Origin of the sequence: Shewanella maritima (genome assembly GCF_004295345.1) — a bacterium.
In the GTDB taxonomy this organism is placed as follows: Bacteria; Pseudomonadota; Gammaproteobacteria; order Enterobacterales; family Shewanellaceae; genus Shewanella; species Shewanella maritima.
In genome coordinates this window covers 4,543,732-4,562,157 of sequence record NZ_CP036200.1, presented here as the reverse complement: position 1 = coordinate 4,562,157, position 18,426 = coordinate 4,543,732, and the positions used below count along the sequence as shown (strand labels likewise).

At 43.8% G+C, this 18,426-nt stretch carries 12 protein-coding genes; 3 read left to right on the top strand and 9 right to left on the bottom strand.

Features of this window, described 5'->3' with window-relative positions; genetic code table 11:
- Positions 1-135: 135 nt before the first annotated feature.
- Positions 136-1,146, top strand: a complete 1,011-nt coding sequence (gap, locus tag EXU30_RS19385) for a type I glyceraldehyde-3-phosphate dehydrogenase (RefSeq protein ID WP_130602855.1) — start codon at positions 136-138, stop codon at positions 1,144-1,146.
- Between the two features lie 148 nt (positions 1,147-1,294).
- Here the strand turns inward: gap and nadA are convergent, their stop codons facing one another.
- From nadA to astE, 5 genes are all read right to left on the bottom strand, one after another.
- Positions 1,295-2,362, bottom strand: coding sequence for a quinolinate synthase NadA (nadA, locus tag EXU30_RS19380; protein ID WP_130602853.1), 1,068 nt, complete (start codon positions 2,360-2,362; stop codon positions 1,295-1,297).
- Positions 2,363-2,485: 123 nt separating this feature from the next.
- Positions 2,486-4,087, bottom strand: coding sequence for a dihydrolipoyllysine-residue acetyltransferase (locus tag EXU30_RS19375; protein ID WP_130602851.1), 1,602 nt, complete (start codon positions 4,085-4,087; stop codon positions 2,486-2,488).
- Between the two features lie 12 nt (positions 4,088-4,099).
- Positions 4,100-5,077, bottom strand: coding sequence for an alpha-ketoacid dehydrogenase subunit beta (locus EXU30_RS19370; RefSeq protein ID WP_130602849.1), 978 nt, complete (start codon positions 5,075-5,077; stop codon positions 4,100-4,102).
- Positions 5,078-5,080: 3 nt separating this feature from the next.
- Entirely contained in the window at positions 5,081-6,259 is a 1,179-nt protein-coding gene (locus EXU30_RS19365) for a thiamine pyrophosphate-dependent dehydrogenase E1 component subunit alpha (protein WP_130602847.1), read from the bottom strand.
- Between the two features lie 155 nt (positions 6,260-6,414).
- Positions 6,415-7,440 (bottom strand): succinylglutamate desuccinylase, encoded by a 1,026-nt coding sequence (gene astE / locus EXU30_RS19360; protein ID WP_130602845.1) that lies wholly within the window; start codon positions 7,438-7,440, stop codon positions 6,415-6,417.
- Positions 7,441-7,635: 195 nt separating this feature from the next.
- Here astE and msrA point away from each other — a divergent pair, with 195 nt between their 5' ends.
- Together msrA and trxB are read left to right on the top strand one after the other, a co-directional pair.
- Positions 7,636-8,115, top strand: a complete 480-nt coding sequence (msrA, locus tag EXU30_RS19355) for a peptide-methionine (S)-S-oxide reductase MsrA (RefSeq protein ID WP_130602843.1) — start codon at positions 7,636-7,638, stop codon at positions 8,113-8,115.
- A gap of 153 nt (positions 8,116-8,268) precedes the next feature.
- The gene (gene trxB, locus EXU30_RS19350; protein WP_130602841.1) at positions 8,269-9,222 is read left to right on the top strand and encodes a thioredoxin-disulfide reductase; all 954 of its coding nucleotides are present in this window, start codon (positions 8,269-8,271) and stop codon (positions 9,220-9,222) included.
- A gap of 95 nt (positions 9,223-9,317) precedes the next feature.
- Here trxB and EXU30_RS19345 read toward each other — a convergent pair whose 3' ends face one another.
- The 4 genes from EXU30_RS19345 to EXU30_RS19330 all read right to left on the bottom strand — a co-directional run bounded on the left by EXU30_RS19345 (position 9,318) and on the right by EXU30_RS19330 (position 18,154).
- Positions 9,318-10,964: a methyl-accepting chemotaxis protein gene (locus EXU30_RS19345; RefSeq protein ID WP_130602839.1), complete on the bottom strand. Its 1,647-nt coding sequence runs from the start codon at positions 10,962-10,964 to the stop codon at positions 9,318-9,320.
- Positions 10,965-11,511: 547 nt separating this feature from the next.
- Positions 11,512-12,051 carry a cell division protein ZapC gene (locus EXU30_RS19340; protein WP_130602837.1) on the bottom strand — a complete coding sequence of 180 codons (540 nt, stop codon included), beginning with the start codon at positions 12,049-12,051 and terminating at the stop codon, positions 11,512-11,514.
- A gap of 178 nt (positions 12,052-12,229) precedes the next feature.
- Positions 12,230-13,249: a quinone-dependent dihydroorotate dehydrogenase gene (pyrD, locus tag EXU30_RS19335; RefSeq protein ID WP_130602835.1), complete on the bottom strand. Its 1,020-nt coding sequence runs from the start codon at positions 13,247-13,249 to the stop codon at positions 12,230-12,232.
- Between the two features lie 60 nt (positions 13,250-13,309).
- The gene (locus tag EXU30_RS19330) at positions 13,310-18,154 is read right to left on the bottom strand and encodes an NAD-glutamate dehydrogenase (protein ID WP_130602833.1); all 4,845 of its coding nucleotides are present in this window, start codon (positions 18,152-18,154) and stop codon (positions 13,310-13,312) included.
- Between the last annotated feature and the right edge of the window lie 272 nt (positions 18,155-18,426).

The following is an 18,426-nucleotide window of genomic DNA, read 5'->3' as shown; positions in this document are numbered from 1 at the left end:
GTAAAAAAAATACGAAATTGTTAGTCGATATGACGATAAAAAGCGCATTTTAGCTTGACCAAGTCGTACAATTTGGTAATTTTACTACCAGGCGTTAGACGAACCACCAGATTATTTTCACTAGAGGGATATGAGATGACTATCCGTGTTGCAATTAATGGCTATGGCCGTATCGGTAGAAATGTTTTACGTGCACTTTACGAAAGCGAAAAGGATTACCCAATCGAAATCGTCGCACTCAATGACTTAGGCGATGCTTCAATCAACGCACATCTAACTAAGTACGACTCAGTACATGGTCGCTTCAATGCAAGCGTTGAACATGATGAAGAAGCTATTTATGTAAATGGCGACAAGATCCTAACTTTCCAAGAGCGTGACCCTTCTAAGCTTCCTTGGGCTGATCTAAAGGTTGACGTAGTTTACGAATGTACTGGTATCTTCACTTCGAAAGAATCAGTTCAACCTCACCTAGATGCTGGTGCTAAAAAAGTCATTATTTCTGCGCCAGGTAAAAACGTTGATGCGACCGTAGTATATGGCGTAAACCAAGAAGTATTAACTGCAGACATGACAGTTATCTCTAACGCTTCTTGTACCACTAACTGTTTAGCGCCATTTGCTAAGCCGTTAAACGATGCTGTTGGTATTGAGTCTGGTTTAATGACCACTATTCACGCATACACCAACGACCAACGTCTGTCTGACGTTTACCACACTGACCTGCGCCGCGCTCGTGCTGCTGCTATGTCGATGATCCCAACTAAAACAGGTGCGGCTGCAGCTGTGGGTCTAGTCGTACCAGAGCTTCAAGGTAAGTTTGACGGTATGGCTGTACGTGTACCAACAGTAAACGTGTCATTGGTTGACTTAACCTTTGTTGCTGGTCGCAACACTAGCGTTGAAGAAATTAACCAAATCGTGACTGATGCTGCTAAGCAAATGCCACTAGGCGAAGTACTTGCGGTTAACGAGCAGCCTTTGGTGTCTATCGACTTTAACCACAACCCTTACTCGTCAAACTTTGACGCGACACAAACCAAGGTTAACGGTCGCCTAGTTAAAGTGATGGCTTGGTACGACAACGAATGGGGCTTTAGCAACCGTATGCTAGACAATACAGTTGCACTAATGAACGCCAAGTAATTTCGCTCAATTAGCCAATTCGAATCATCAAAAGCCTCGCTCATGCGAGGCTTTTTGTTTTGGATATTAGCTATGCGCTCTAACTTCCACCCATAAAAAAACCGCTTCGAAAAGCGGCTTTCATATAACAAACTCAAAATTAGAGCAATTAAGCGTTACCCTTCACTTTCATATTTAGGGTTTTAGCAAAATCTAGCATGCGAGTTAGCGGAATGAGCGCCTTTTCACGCAGTGCATCATCTACAAAAACCTCGTGCTCTGCTTTATTTTCTGCAGTAAGCGAGGTGTAAATGGCTTGTAGGCCGTTCATTGCCATCCACGGACAATGAGCGCAGCTACGACAAGTTGCGCCGTTACCGCCTGTAGGTGCTTCAATTAAGGTTTTACCTGGTGCAGCTTGCTGCATCTTGTAAAAAATACCTTTATCGGTTGCCACAATGAAAGTATCATTATCCATTGTCTGCGCGGCTTTAATTAGCTGACTAGTTGAGCCAACCGCGTCGGCAATCGCTACCACATTTGCAGGTGATTCAGGGTGAACCAATACCGCCGCATCAGGGTATTGCTGTTTTAACTGCTTAAGTGCGTTCGATTTAAACTCATCGTGCACGATACAGTCGCCCTGCCACATCAGCATATCTGCGCCAGTTTGTTTGGCGATGTAAGAGCCTAAATGACGGTCTGGGCCCCAGATAATCTTTTTACCTTCGCTATCAAGGTGTTCAACAATTTCTAGTGCGATGCTTGAAGTGACAACCCAGTCTGCACGAGCTTTAACTGCAGCAGAAGTATTAGCGTAAACCACAACAGTATGGTCTGGATGAGCGTCACAGAACTCGCTAAACTGCTCGATTGGGCAACCAAGGTCTAGCGAGCAAGTCGCTTCTAACGTTGGCATGTACACGGTTTTTTCTGGGCTTAAGATCTTTGCTGTTTCGCCCATGAACTTAACACCCGCGACAATTAATTTATCAGCAGGATGATCACGACCAAAACGCGCCATCTCAAGCGAGTCAGAAACACAACCACCGGTTTCTTCCGCCAGCGCCTGAATTTCAGGGTCAGTATAATAGTGTGCAACAAGTACCGCGTTTTGTTCTTTTAGTAATTGCTTGATACGTGCTTTGTAAGTTGCTTTTTCATCGTCAGACAACACGGCAGGTTTAGCTGGAAATGGATAGTCAATAGTTTCAATTTGAGGTGCCGACAGACTCATAATACTTCCCAATACAAAATAAGTGGCGCAATTATACGAAAACGTCACATAAAACAAAAGGACGCAGTTTGCGTCCTTTTTAAATAAATGTTCAATTATTCAACATAATTTGAACAGGTTGAATTACTTCATCGCCATCAGCATTTCTTGTGGATTCTCTAGATAGTGTTTCCACAAGTTACAGAAGCGAGCAATAGTGCCACCATCAATCACGCGGTGATCGCCAGACCAACTTACTTGCATGATCTTACGTGCTTCTACTTCACCATTATCATTAAAGCGCGGTAAGTTTTGCAGCTTACCGAGAGCAACAATTGCCACCTCTGGTTTATTGATAATTGGCGTAGCGACTGTGCCACCTAAGGCGCCAATGTTTGAGATGGTAATGGTACCTTCTTTAAGATCGGCTGGCGCAACACGGCCGCTACGAGCGTCGTTGGTCAAACGGGTGATATCAGCTGCAACATCTAAAATCGACTTAGCTTGTACGTCTTTGACATTAGGTACTAGCAGGCCAACTTTTGAGTCAACTGCCATGCCGATATTGTGGCTTGCTTTGTACGTTAGCTCACTACAATCAGCATTCACTTGCGAATTGAGAATTGGGTACTCATTGATCGCTAGCGACATCGCCTTCATAAAGAATGGCATCATGGTTAGCTTAACGTCTTCAGTCGAGTAGCGTTTCTTCATTGATTCACGCAGCGCAACGAGTTCAGTTAGATCAAACTCTTCGCAATAGGTGAAGTGCGGAATGGTAGACACAGACTCTACCATCATCTTCGCCATCACAGCCTTAACGCCTTTGATTGGCTCAACGAGATCACCAGCGCTTGCCACAGGAGCTGGAGCAACAGGAGCATTTGTAGTAACGGGTGCGCTTGGTGTTGCAACTGTCTTAGCAGCACTAACTTGACCACCTTGACTATGACGCTCAACATCTTCTTTGTATACGCGGCCATTTTTACCGCTGCCTTTTACTTCAGCGATATTAATATCAAGGCTACGTGCTAGGCGGCGAACAGCTGGACTTGCCAGTGCTTTACCTTGCGCAACGCCCTCACTCGGTGCTGCTGTAGCAGTTGTTGCTACTTCAGCTTGTTCAGCTGGCGCAGCTGCCGGCGCAGCACTGCCTTCGACTTCAATCGCAAATAGTGGCGAGTGAACTTTAGCGAGCTGGCCTTTGCGGTAATAGTGCTTGACCATTTTGCCCGCCTTAATTGCTGGAATTTGCACAAGCGCTTTATCAGTCATCACATCAGCGATGGGTTGATCTTCTTCGACCATTTCGCCTTCTTGCACTAGCCATTCAACCAATTCACACTCAACAATACCTTCACCGATATCGGGTAATAAAAAGTCTTCTACAACCGCGCCACCAGTGCTAGTAGTAACAGGGGCAGTTGTATCAGGCGCAGATTCAGCTGCGCTAGCACTTGCTTCATTAGTGTCGTCAGCTTGCTCAGCGGCAACCTCACCCGCGTCACCGTCAACATCGACTGCGTAGAGTGGCTTGTGCACAATAGCAATGTCACCTTTAGCGTAATACAGCTTAGTGATCTTACCTGCGTGCGGCGCTGGGATTTGCACTAATGCTTTGTCAGTCATCACATCGGCAATCGGTTGGTCTTCAACGACGATATCGCCTTCTTGTACTAACCAATCAACCAGCTCACACTCAACTACGCCTTCGCCAATATCTGGCAAAATAAAATCTTTAATCATTGCCAACTACTCCTAGAAGCCAACAGAAGCTTTAATGGCTTCGTATGTTTTATGCTCATCTGGCATGTATTCTTTTTCATGAATTAGCGGGTACGGCGTATCTAGACCACACACTCGGCTAATTGGCGACTCTAGGTACAAGAAGCACTCTTGTTGAATAGTCGCGGCAATTTCACCAGCAAAGCCACCAGTTAACGGCGCTTCGTGGTTGATCAGTAGGCGGCCTGTTTTTTTAACTGATGCGGCAACGGTATCAACATCCCATGGTGCGAGTGAACGTAAATCGATGATTTCGCATGAAATGCCTTCTTTTTCAGCTTTCTTGCATGCATTCTCAACAATTTCCATTTGCGCGCCCCAAGCAAGCACTGTGATATCAGTACCTTGCTTAACCACTTCTGCTTTACCTAGTTCGATCTCGTAATCGCCCTCAGGTACTTCGCCCACCGATGCGCGGTAAAGGCGCTTAGGCTCGAAGAATACGACTGGGTTAGGATCGCGCATTGCCGCAAGTAACAAGCCTTTTGCTTGCTCTGGGTTTCTTGGCACCACCACTTTCAAACCAGGGGTTTGAGTAAAGTAAGCTTCTGGAGATTGTGAGTGATAATGACCACCAGCAATACCACCGCCATAAGGGGTACGGAACGTCAAACCGCCAACGTCAAACTGATTACCACTACGGTAACGAAACTTTGCCGACTCATTGACGATTTGGTCAAACGCCGGGAAGATATAGTCAGCGAACTGAATTTCAGCGACGGCAGTTAAACCTGCAGCAGCGTAACCGTTAGCAAAACCAGCAATACCTTGCTCAGTTAGCGGCGTATTGAAACAACGCTCTTTACCAAACTTTTCTTGCAGTCCTGAAGTTGCACGGAAAACACCGCCAAAGTGGCCAACGTCTTCACCAAATACGATCATTGATTGGTTTTTTTCCATCTCAATGGATAACGCCTCATTAATGGCGTGTAACATATTCATTTGAGCCACGGCTTAAATTCTCCCTGCACTTTTAGGATAAGCATTTGGATACTTGTTAATATGCTCTTTCAATTCACTTAGTTGCTTCTTAAGCGCTGGTGTTGGCTTGTCAAAAACATCTTCAATGATTTCATCAATATGTGGAGCAGGCAGTTTTTCAGCGGTTTTCACAGCTGACAATACTTCTTCACGATACTTTTCGTGTAGCTCAGCGTCTGTGGCTTCGTCTAACCAACCCTTGTTGATCATCCATAACTTAAAGCGCTTAACTGGGTCATGTTGCTGCCATTTTGCTTCTTCTTCTTTTGAACGATAGCCTGATGGGTCATCTGATGAAGAGTGAGCGCCAAGACGGTATGACATGGCTTCAATCAATACTGGTCCATTGTGCTCAAGTGCATAAGCTCGAGCCTGCTGAGTTGCAGCTAACACGGCCAACATGTCGTTACCATCAACACGGATAGTGTGCATGCCGTAGCCTACACCACGGCTAGCAATACCATTGCCTGCATATTGCTCTTCAGTTGGTGTTGAAATTGCGTAACCATTATTACGGCAAAAGAAAATAGTGGGTGATTTAAGTACCGCAGCCATGTTTAGACCTGCGTGGAAGTCACCTTCCGACGCTGCACCTTCACCAAAGTAACATACAGCCACATTGCGCTTGCCTTGTAGCTTAAGACCATAAGCGACACCCGTTGCTTGTGGAATTTGCGTGGCTAGCGGCGATGAAATGGTTTGGTAATTTAACTCTTGGCTGCCATAGTGGATCGGCATTTGACGACCTTTACCAAAGTCTTTCTCGTTACTGAACATTTGATTCATAAACTGCTCAGTCGGAAAGCCGCGGTATCTTAGTGCCGCGTGTTCACGATACTGCGCAAGAATAACGTCGCCATCATCAAGCGCTGCAGCACTGCCAATCACGGCCGCTTCTTCACCAGTACATGTCATATAGAAACTAATACGACCTTGACGCTGGGCACCGAGCATACGCTCGTCTAGCACTCGCGTGAATACGCAAGTGTCATAAATTTTGTTCGCTAGCTCTTGATCAATATTTGGCAAAACCGCTTGTTCATAAGTGGTGCCGTCCGCTTGCAAAATGCGCAAGGTTGGAATGTGCAATGACGCTTTATCTAAGAAGCTGACACGATGCACAGTGTCATTATTCGTTGTTGCGTTGCTCATATTGTGCTCTTAGTTATAGGGTAAATAGTTACCTGATATTATAATCTGCTGATAAACATTACGTTAACGTAAACTACCTAGCAATAGTCATTATTTGCCGTGGCTCATTTTAGCACTTGGGCAAATGTATATAATGGTTTACGACTGCGACAATGTTACTGCACATCTTCATTTGGTGCAGGGATCAAACATAATACTGTGCGTTGCCCGACAGGAACTTTTGCATTTGGGAATACAATTGCTTCAATATCATGCTCAATGATGACTTGTTGGCCACCTTCAGTGGCTAACACCTCGCCTTTATTAAATTGAGTAAAGTTCTCTGTACTATCTGCAAAGCTGAATGTGAAGTCTTCAAAGTGTTTATTCACTGAGCGTGACACTTTATATAGGTTTAGCTGCTCAGCTTCATAGGCTGGTAATTCAACTTCAGTTTGAGTCACAAGCGCGGTTAGCATGGCTTTCGCTTTAGCAAATTTACTCATATCGTTTTGCCCAAACGGCATGACCTTACCTAACTCAACCGTAAACGCATCGGCGCCAAACTCATTAGATGAATAGTAGCTAAATGTGGTTGTCGGTTCGTGGTGATACAAAATGGTATCGACACCACATGCGGCCAAAAACATCATCTGCTCACCACTGTAGCTCTTACCATGACGATAAGGGTAAATGGCAAACTTCTCATGCTTTGATGGTTTTATTGCGGTGTGCAGGTCATAGTGAATACGCTGTTTGTCATCATTTTGCTCAAAGAAGTCTCGTACATAACCTTCTAAGGCTTTAGCGCGCACTCGCTCTTGGTTTTGGGTGTCACCGTTTGCATGCCCGCCGCTAAATAAACGGTTCATGTTCTCTTCGACAAATCGGGTCTTGTTGTGAATAGATGGCGGATTGCCAATTAGAAACAATACTCGTTGCTTTAGCGTTAACTCGCCAGTTAATAAGCCAGTAATCAACTCATTGCAAATTTCAATTGGCGCCGTCTCGTTACCGTGCACAGCGCAAGACAGTACGATGTCCTTTTGATAGTCCTTAGGTGTAAAGCAAATTACCCCAGTATCGAGCACTTCAACGTTAACATTGCTGTTGGTATTTACCTTAAATGGTGCGTCGATTGCTTGTGGGTGAGCTAACGTAAATGCGAGGAAATCATTATCTTTAATTGATGCTTGTAACACTCTTCTCTCCTTAACGGTGTTTTATTTGGCGCAGATTCTAACACACGCCACCATCCTTAGGGTTATATGCTAGGTAAATTTGTTTTCACAAATGACTTGCAATCAACTAATAATTTTTTATTATAGCCATCTAAACGTCTAACAATCTAAATATCTAAACGTTTAAACATCTATTGTATGAGTGAGGGGTTATCCATGGCATTAGCAACATTTGGCGCAGGCTGTTTCTGGGGTGTTGAGTATTTCTTTCGTGAAGTTGAAGGTGTATCAGATGCTGTTTGCGGTTATATGGGCGGAGATGATAGCAAGGTAACCTACGAGCAAGTAAAACAAGGTAATACCGGGCATGCCGAAGTGGTGCAAGTTGAGTATGACCCAGAACAAGTCAGTTACGAGCAGCTGCTTGATATCTTTTGGACCAACCACAACCCAACCACCCTTAATCAGCAAGGTGGTGATATTGGCAGTCAATATCGCAGTACAGTGTTCTTTCATAACGCAGAGCAAAAGCAATTAGCCGAGGCTGCAAAAATAGCGCTAATCAAGAGCGGCAAATGGGGCATTAAGCAAATTGTTACTGAAATTGTGCCTTTGCAAAGCTTCCACCGCGCAGAAGAGTATCATCAGCAATATTTAGAGAAAAATGGTCTGCCGAGCTGCCATATTAGTTACTAGATTGATATCCACCTTGATGCTGTAGTGCATGGATAGCTTTACAGCACCGATTAAGCTAATCGAAATACTCGTTGTAAGATCCCTTTACCCTCTTAGCTAAATTCCCTACAATCCCCAGATTATGCGAATGCATTTCATTGGAGAATTAAAATAATGTCTGAATCTCGTCACAGTAATCTGCTTATCTTAGGCTCAGGTCCTGCAGGTTATACAGCTGCCGTTTACGCTGCTCGAGCAAACCTAAAGCCTGTTATGATCACTGGTATGCAACAAGGTGGTCAGCTAACCACTACCACTGAAGTTGAAAACTGGCCTGGCGATGCTGAAGGCCTAACTGGCCCAGCTTTAATGGAACGAATGAAAGAGCATGCTGAGCGTTTCGAGACTGAGATTTTATTTGACCACATTAATGAAGTCACATTAACTGAGCGCCCTTTCAAGCTTAAAGGTGACAATGGCGAATACACATGTGATGCACTAATTATCGCAACGGGTGCATCTGCACGTTACTTAGGTTTACCATCAGAAGAAGCATTTATGGGCCGCGGCGTATCAGCTTGTGCAACTTGTGATGGATTCTTCTACCGTAACCAAAAGGTCGCGGTTATTGGTGGTGGTAACACAGCTGTTGAAGAAGCACTTTACTTGAGCAATATTGCTTCAGAAGTTCACCTAATTCACCGCCGTGATAGCTTCCGCTCAGAAAAAATCTTAACTAAGCGCCTAATGGACAAAGTTGAGAACGGTAATATCCTACTACACCTAGACCAAACCCTTGAAGAAGTGGTTGGCGATGACATGGGTGTAACAGGTCTTAAAAAGAAAAGCACTAAAGACGGTAGCATTACCGATTTAGAAGTAGCAGGTGTTTTCGTTGCTATTGGTCACTCTCCAAACACAGGTATGTTTGAAGGCCAATTAGATATGAATAACGGCTACATTAAAGTGAACAGCGGTCTTGCGGGCAATGCGACTCAAACAAGCATCGAAGGTATTTATGCTTGTGGTGATGTAATGGACCAACACTACCGCCAGGCGATTACCTCTGCAGGTACAGGTTGTATGGCTGCACTAGATGCTGAGCGCTACCTAGACGCTAAAGGCTAACCACTAAAGTAGTTACATAAATGCTAAAGGGCTCAACTGTATAAACTCAGCTGAGCCCTTTTGTTTGTCTTGAACAAAGTAATAACTAAACTAGTTTACACTTTGAATTGATCCACTAGTTTAGCCAGATCAGCGGCGCCTTGGTTTATTTGCTCGCTGTTGTCGTTTATTAACGCATTCTGCTGATGGTTCTCTAGCGACATTTCGTTGATACGGGTGATATTAACGTTTAGCTCGCTAATCACTCTATTTTGCTCTTCAGTTGCATTGGCAATATGACCATTCATATCTGAGATTTGTAAAATACTCGCCTTAACCTGCTCTAACACATCAACAACGGTTGCTGTTTCACTGACGGTTTCAGAAGACGAAGCTTTAGCTTTAACAACAGACGCATTGACGCTGGCAACTGAGCTTCTTATCGCTTCAATAATATTATTAATCTGCTGGGTTGAATCCTGGGTGCGACTTGCAAGGGTACGCACCTCATCAGCTACCACAGCAAAGCCGCGACCAGCTTCACCTGCCCTTGCAGCCTCGATTGCGGCATTTAGTGCAAGCAAGTTTGTTTGCTCAGCAATACCGACTATCACCTCCAAAATCTGCCCAATTTCACTTGAGCTTACTGTTAAGCTGTGGGTCATTTGCTCAGTATGTTCAAGCTCTTGCGATAACGAATTAATTCTATCCATAGCGCTGCTGACGGCTAGCGACGCAGTGGTGGTTTCGTTTTCAGCGCTTTTGACGGTGTGATTAGCATCTTGTGCATTGGCAGCGACATCTGTTGCGGTAACCGCCATTTGGTTAACTGCTGTGGCTACGCCTTCGGTTTCGGCTTGCACATTGGTTGAGATGTCGTTGGCTGTATTAGCGATGTTAGATAAGTTGGCCGCTAAATCGCTGCTATCCACCACCAGCTCACTGACTGATTTCACCAACTGCTGGATTTTCTCGGTAAATAAATTGAAGTACTCAGCAATTTGTTTAAGCTCATCACTGCCTTCTTGAGATAAACGTAAGGTTAGGTCTCCCTCACCTCTGGCGATATTTTCAAAGGCTTCAATGGTTTGCTTCATTGGTGAAGCAATACTGACCATGATAACGTAAAGCAACAAGAATACCGGTATCCACACCGCGATTAGTAAGCCAAGGTATTCCCAGATAAAGTCCCACACCGCAACATCTATATCATCCACATAAACGCCGGTACCAATAATCCAACCCCAGGCTTGATGCTTGATCACCATCGACATCTTAGGGCTGGGCTTATCTTGATTAGGTTTATTCCACATGTAGTCTACCCGCGCAGTTTGAGCGCTGCGGGTTTTCACTATCATCTCATCAAACAACATAACGCCATTAGGGTCTTTGAGCTGTCTGACATTAGTACCAACCAACTTCTTAGAAAACGGGTGCTGGATCATCACTCCCTGGTCGTTTATCGAGAAGTAATAGTCATTGTCCGAATACCTTAAACTATTGAGTTTAGTAATCGCAGCTGCTTTAGCTTGCTCTTCAGTCATGCTACCTGACACTGCGTGCTGACGATATTGCTCGACAACAGTGTGGGCAACCTCAACCAGCGAAGTGAGTTTTGACTGCTTTTCATCAACAAGGTATTGCTCAACCTTATTAACGGCAAAGCCGAAAATGAGTAAGGTTGCAATAATGGCTAGTGCAACCATAAACAATAGCCGATTGGCTATGGTAGTTTTACGAAAATATAGGGTAATTGCGTTCATATAATCACCAAACCTTTATTTGTAGGCACAAACACTTCCTGGTGATGCAGACATCAAACTTTAACGATGTGCGGCGTTCCTGCCGTTATTATTAATAATGTGCAACATCATCCATTAACTGTTGTTGTTAAAGGCTTATTTGTCAAAGTGAACATCAGTTTATTCGGCAAAAAACATCAAAAACCGTGAATTTTTTTACTTTGTAGGTAGATGAGCAAGTTAACTACTTTTATGTCCAAATAAAGTAAGTATGGAACTGCGTTAAGTAAGCTGTTGATGCATGAAATGTCATAACTATGACACAACACCAAGGTTCTCAACTTAAACCCTAAGTATCTAGGCAAATAAATTAATAACAGGATTTTGATGAAAGGAGAGTAAAACGAGTAATCGAGAATAATACATGTCCATTAGCGGCCCGTATTATCCAACTGAGATAACAGGCAACTATTTACTGCATGTAGGAAGATCTATTAGATTGGCGCTAATGCACTTAACTAGTACAAGTAGCGGGCACAACTAACTAGCGTGCGAATAGCTTACTTAGCTATGCCGCCACAACCTGTTTGGCTGGCATACGACGCATAGGTTGCAGTCTGTCGTGCATGACTTTAATCGTGTCAAACTGCTGCAGTAACTTAGACTCGGTTAACTGACAGTTATGCGATAAAATCATCACCGTTGATGCTTGTAGGCTGTCATCAACAACCATGACGAGTACTGACTCACCATTGCATTTCAAGTTAAACAACTTACCTACTTCACTGTAAACACATTCATTACTGGTTTCAAAAAACCACGACTTAGGCATTTGCGGCTTAAGTAGGAAATGAGCCGCTGTCGCATTTAAGGCTGTTTGCACAATGGCAGCATCTGATAGCTTTAGGATTTTAGGTAGGCGCTCCAACATAGCAATATAGAATTTTGCGTGCTCGACACAAAACTCACTGGTGCTCAGTGCGTCTGGGATAAGTAGCTTAGCTTTATATGGGGTCAAGAACTCCATCTCGGAACCCAGTGAGATGCTTAATTGGCCATAAGCTTCATTGAATTCCCAATGCCAGTCCTTATTTGGCATCAATAACATCGCTAGTCACACCTTTATGTTGAAGATGATTCATATACTAGATGATATTTCAAGCGATTACAAAATTTTTTAACAAAAAATGAGCTATTAATCATGCAGTTACCGCGATCTAAAGATCTTACTTTTTGATCGCGGCACGATTTTTGATCAACAGCTTAGATCAAATTAGCGATCGTGACTATTTGACGTCACATTGATCGACAATCTGCTTCACTAGCTGTGGTCCTTGGTAAATAAATCCAGAATAGATCTGAACCATTTTAGCACCGGCCGCAAACTTATCTTGCGCATCTTTAGCACTGTTAATACCGCCTACACCAATCACAGGCATAGCACCGTCTAAATTATCTACAAGCTTTTTAATCACTTGCGTTGATAAATCGGTCAGAGGCTTACCGCTTAGTCCGCCGGTTTCTTCTGCATGCAATAACCCTTCTACAGCATCACGGCTTAGTGTAGTGTTAGTTGCAATGGCTGCATCAAAGTTATTTTTGATCAAAGAGTCTGAAATACTTTTGATCTCATCATCAGTTAGATCTGGCGCAATCTTTAATGCTACTGGCACATATTTACCGTGCTTTTCAGCTAGCTCGGTTTGTTTAGCTTTGATTGAACTCAGTAAATCATCAAGCAGTTCACCATATTGCAGTGTGCGCAAACCCGGTGTGTTTGGCGATGAAATATTCACAGCGATGTAGGCTGCATGCTGATAAACCTTGTCCATGCAAATAAGGTAATCATCTTTACCCTGCTCTACTGGCGTATCTTTGTTTTTACCAATATTTACACCAACCATGATATCGGTTTTCTTCGCTACTAGGTTGCGTACTAGGTTATCAACACCTTTGTTGTTAAAGCCCATGCGGTTGATAATGCCTTTGGCAGGCTTTAGGCGGAATAAACGAGGCTGATCGTTACCAGGTTGTGGTCTTGGGGTAACCGTTCCAACCTCAATATGACCAAAACCCATCGCGTGAAACGCATCTATTGACTCACCGTCTTTGTCTAAACCCGCAGCTAATCCAACCGGATTAGGAAAAGTTAAACCCATACACTCTACTGGTGCAGGCTTTACTGTTTGACGATAAAAACAATTCAAAGGGTTGTTTCCCGTCATTTTCAGACTACCGATAGCAATGTTGTGCGCTACCTCTGGGTCCATCTGAAACATCACTTTTTGTGCGAGCTTGTAAAACATGTTTTCTCCTAGGCCTAAAAAAAGCCCTAGCTATTGCTAGGGCCCTTTTATTATAAAGAATTATTGCTGTCCTTCACAATGGAGGATGAGCAAGTTTAATTCACGTAATGCAACTGAGAACTTAGCAAATTCGTGCGTTTGCGAAACTTTGAAGTCAGACAACATATGGTACCAACGTTCTAGTAACGAACCATTGTTAGTAATCCACTCGTTAATCACGGTATCAGCGTCACAACTATCAGTGCAGGTTCTTAGTACTGCTGAGCTTAGTGCGCGTTGTTGCCAATCAAGCTCTTCCCTGAAGGCTGCACGAGCAAGTGCTTGCCAATGGTTTGTTACCGGCTGAGCGCTAATTTGTTCTAAGAACCAATGCAGCTCAACCTTCGCACCTAACTTGAAGTAAGTTTCAGAGACAAGCTCTACCGACTTATCTTCAATCTGTGCAATCTGAGCGATATCGAGCGCTGAGAACAAGGTGCTCATCTTAGCAACCACATTCGCTACGTCTGTTGGCACATTCTCTCTGGTTAACGCATGAATTTCTGCATTAATTGCAGTCACTTCCGCTTCAATCATGTACTGATCAACATTATCTTTAAGCTGATTGAACACTGGCTTAAAGAAGGCAACGGTTTGCTCGATGTTATGTGCACGATTACGGTGGCGGATAAACCAACGACATGCGCGGCGCATGTTGCGGCGCAATTGGTGCAGCATTTCACCTTGAACGATTGCTGGAACAATACCGTTTAAATCAGTAATTGATTTAGTTAACTCCTCTAAACCAAAGACTTCGCGCGCCATAGTATAACTGATGGCAGCTTCTGCAACTGAGGCACCTGTCTCATCTTGCATACGCTGTACGAAATTAAAGCCCATGTCATTAACTAGCTCATTGGCTAAAGAGGTAGCAATAATTTCGCCGCGTAGAGGATGGCTTGGCATTCTGTCAGCGTATTTTTGCTGAAGCTGTTTCGGGAAGTACTCCACCAGTAACTTACTTAAGAAGCTATCTTCAGTGATTTCTGGTGTTACGAGCTGCTCTTTTAACACCATCTTAGCGTAGGCAACTAGCACTGATAGCTCTGGGCGAGTTAAAGTCTTACCGTTTGATAGACGTTCAGCGAGATCATCCTCTGTAGGCAAGAACTCTAACGCACGATCCAGCTTGCCTTCTTTTTCAAGATGGTGAATGAAGCGAATTTGTTCTTTAAGCTGGGAAACACCATGTACTTGAGTTACCGAAATGGTACGAGTTTGGTCATTACAATCCTGCAGTACAATTTCACTCACTTCATCAGTCATATCTTCAAGCAACTTGTTACGTTGCTTCATGGTGAGTTCACCGTCTGCAACCAGCGTGTTCAAGAAGATTTTGATATTCACTTCGTTATCTGAGCAGTCTACACCACCCACGTTATCAACAAAGTCGGTATTCATGCGGCCGCCATTAGCTGCATATTCAATACGCCCAAGTTGAGTACAACCTAAGTTACCACCTTCACCGATAATACGTGCACGTACTTCGCTACCATTAACGCGCAGCGCATCGTTCGCGCGGTCTCCCACCTCGGCATGGGATTCTGACGTCGCTTTAACGTAAGTACCAATACCGCCGTTCCAGATTAAGTCTACTTGCATTTTAAGTAGGCCAGTCAACAGCTCGTTAGGGGTCATTGAATCTTTGTCAGTCTCAAGCATTTGCTTCATTTCATCAGTTAAACTGATTGATTTCGCTGAGCGCTTGAACACGCCGCCGCCTTTCGAAATAAGCTTAGCGTTGTAGTCTTCCCAGCTAGAGCGAGGCAGGTCGAATAAGCGTTTACGCTCTGCATAGCTTTTAGCCACATCTGGATTTGGATCAATGAAGATATGCATATGGTTAAATGCAGCAACAAGCTTGGTGTGCTCAGATAACAACATACCATTACCAAATACGTCACCAGCCATGTCACCTACAGCTAAACAGGTAAAATCTGTGGTTTGGCAATCAATACCAATTTCACGGAAGTGACGCTTAACCGACTCCCACGCACCTTTCGCGGTAATACCCATCTTTTTGTGGTCGTAACCATTACTACCACCAGATGCGAACGCATCACCCAACCAGAAACCATATTCAATTGCGATTGAGTTAGCTATGTCCGAGAAGGTTGCCGTACCTTTATCGGCTGCAACAACCAGGTAAGCATCGTCTTCATCGTGACGAACTACATCTTTTGGTGGAACAACTTCACCGTTAACAATGTTATCGGCCAAATCTAACAGACCGCGAATAAACAAGCGGTAACAAGCTTGGCCTTCATTGAAGAACGCCTCACGACCGCCTTCGGTCGGCAGTTGCTTACAAACAAAGCCACCTTTTGCACCCACAGGCACAATTACCGTATTTTTAACTTGCTGTGCTTTAACTAGCCCCAGTACTTCAGTACGGAAGTCCTCACGACGGTCTGACCAACGCAATCCACCACGGGCAACTTTACCACCACGTAAATGCACACCTTCAACGCGCGGAGAGTATACGAATATCTCGAATTTAGGCAGCGGCTTAGGCATTTCCGGGATCATCTCTGGTGAGAACTTAAAGGAAATGTATGGCTTGTTTACACCGCCTTCTAACTGTTGATAGAAGTTAGTACGCAGTGTTGCGTTAATTAAATCAAGGTAGCGACGAATAATACGGTCGTCATCTAGGCTAGATACGTCATCGAGTTGCTTGTTGATTTGATCAACAAACTTATCAAGTGTGCGTGTCTTAAGCTTAGGATTAAACTTACGGATGAACATTTTCACCAATAAGTCAGCAATTTTCGGGTAACGGCTAAATGTCTCTTCAATGTATGACTGGCTAAACGTCGCATCGATTTGGCGCATGTATTTAGCGTAAGCGCGTAAAATCGACACTTCGCGACCATGCAAACCACTTGATAGCACCATGCGGTTAAAGCCATCATCTTCAAGTTGCTTTTCCCAAACTTGTGCAAGTGCATCTTGGAAGCGGTCTTGGCTATCTGCCAGGTTATCCGTCGCTGCGCCCTGCACTGTCATTAAGAAGTCTAGTACCCAGAAGGTATTTTCATCAGCTGTCTTAATTTCATATGGACGCTCATTAATTACCCGTAGACCAAAGTTTTCAAGCATTGGTAGCACGTCTGATAGATGAATAGGCTCATCTTTATGGAACAGCTTTAAACGCACTTTATTGTCATTTAACGCTGACTCCTGTGGCTGATAAAACAGCATGCCTAGCTTGTGCTCATCATCCAGCGCTTCAAGGTGTTGAATGTCAACCACAGCTGAGCTTGGCAGTACATCGTCTTTATAGCTTTGCGGGAAGGCATTGAGGTAACGCTTGGTTAGCCCTGTACCTTTTTGTTCACCTACAGCATTATTAAGTGCGGTATGTAGTTTGTCTTCCCAAGAGCGCGCCGCTTCAGTTAGGTTTTGTTCGATTGCAGCCACATCCACATCCATATTGTTATTATCGACTTTTACGATGTAATGAGTACGAGCCAAAGTAGACTCTGAGAAGTATGTGGTAAATTCCACGTCTTCATTACTGTTAAAATGACGCGCCAAAATACGCTGAGTATCTTCACGCAGCTTAGTGTTATATCTGTCTTTAGATACATAAACTAAGCAAGAGAAGAAACGGCCAAACCCATCTTTACGAACAAATAACTTAAGCTTGTCACGGTCTTGCATTTGCAGCACACCATGAGCAGTATCAGAAAGCTCTTCTACTTTCGCTTGAATCAACTCATCACGCGGCAGCGTCTCAAGAATATTGGTCAACGCTTTATAGTCATGTGAGCGCGGCGTTAAGCCGGACATATCCAACACGCGCTTAACCTTTTGCGCAAGTAAAGGGATTTCACGTGGGCTGCGGTTATACACATTTGATGCATACAGACCGATAAAGCGGTCTTCACCAATCACATTACCTTGCTTGTCAAAGCGCTTAACACCGATGTAGTCAACATAAGCTGGGCGATGCACGCGGCTTTTAGCTGAGCTTTTAGTTAACACGAGTAAACTTTCATCCAGCGCTTCTTTACGCGCACTTTCAGACAAAGTCGATAACAACAAGCCTTTATCAGATGTATTCTCTTTCGACTTTGCCATCAAACCTAAGCTTGTGCTCATGTCAGGCACTAGCTCCACGTCACCTTTAACACGTTTTAGGTCGTAATAGCGGTAACCCAATAAGGTGAAATGATGGTCATTGAGATAATTCAAGAATTCAATAGCTTCGTTTAGCTCTTCTTTGCCACCTGGGAATGGGCGCTTAGGCATCTGTTTGATGGTATCGCCAAGCTTGTCAGATAAGTTTTTCCAGTCATTGACCGATGCAGACACATCATTAAGCACAGATTGAATTTCTTTTTCTATGGCTTTGATATCAGCGTTACTGTTTTGACGGTCGATTTCGACTAGGAATACCGCAACTTTATCGCCGTCTTGTTTGGCATCTTGGATATACGATACCTGCTCAACAAGTTTACCTTTGCGCTGAACATTCAATGGAGTATGCAGCATCACGTGGGCGGTAATTCCCATGCGATTAAACGCCATAGTCAGTGAATCAACCAAAAATGGCATGTCAGGTTGGATCACTTCAATAATACTGTGAGTCGACTGCCAACCATGCTTGGCCTGACTTGGATTAAATACACGAATATGGGTTTGGTCAGCTGCGGTTTTATTTAAGGCATTCCAAAGACTCACCACAGCGCCGTATAAATCACTGTCGTTACGCGCATGTAAATCGTCTTTTGACATATGCGCATACAAACATGTGGCGAACTGCTCGACTTGTTTAGCTTGTGAATTAGGGATTTTGGAGTGAATAAGAGTGACTACATTTTCCAGTAGTACTGAAGGCATTGCATCTTTCAAGGCCATGTTGCAGATTCCTTAAGCGTCTATGGCAGCGCTTTTATCATTATTTGAATGCTTCGCTTGTGATTCAGATGTCGTTAAACAAAAACGAACTGAGATCTGGCGCAAAGTTTATTACTAAATTGCTGCTTTATCGAGAAAAATTTTAGTGGTAGATCCTGTAATTTTCCAGTTTTAAACGAGGTGCTAGCGTTAAAGTGATAATTGAATCGCATTAATAGGTTATATATGCAAAAAAAAAGAGAAGCATTGCTTCTCTTTTGATAAAAAACACT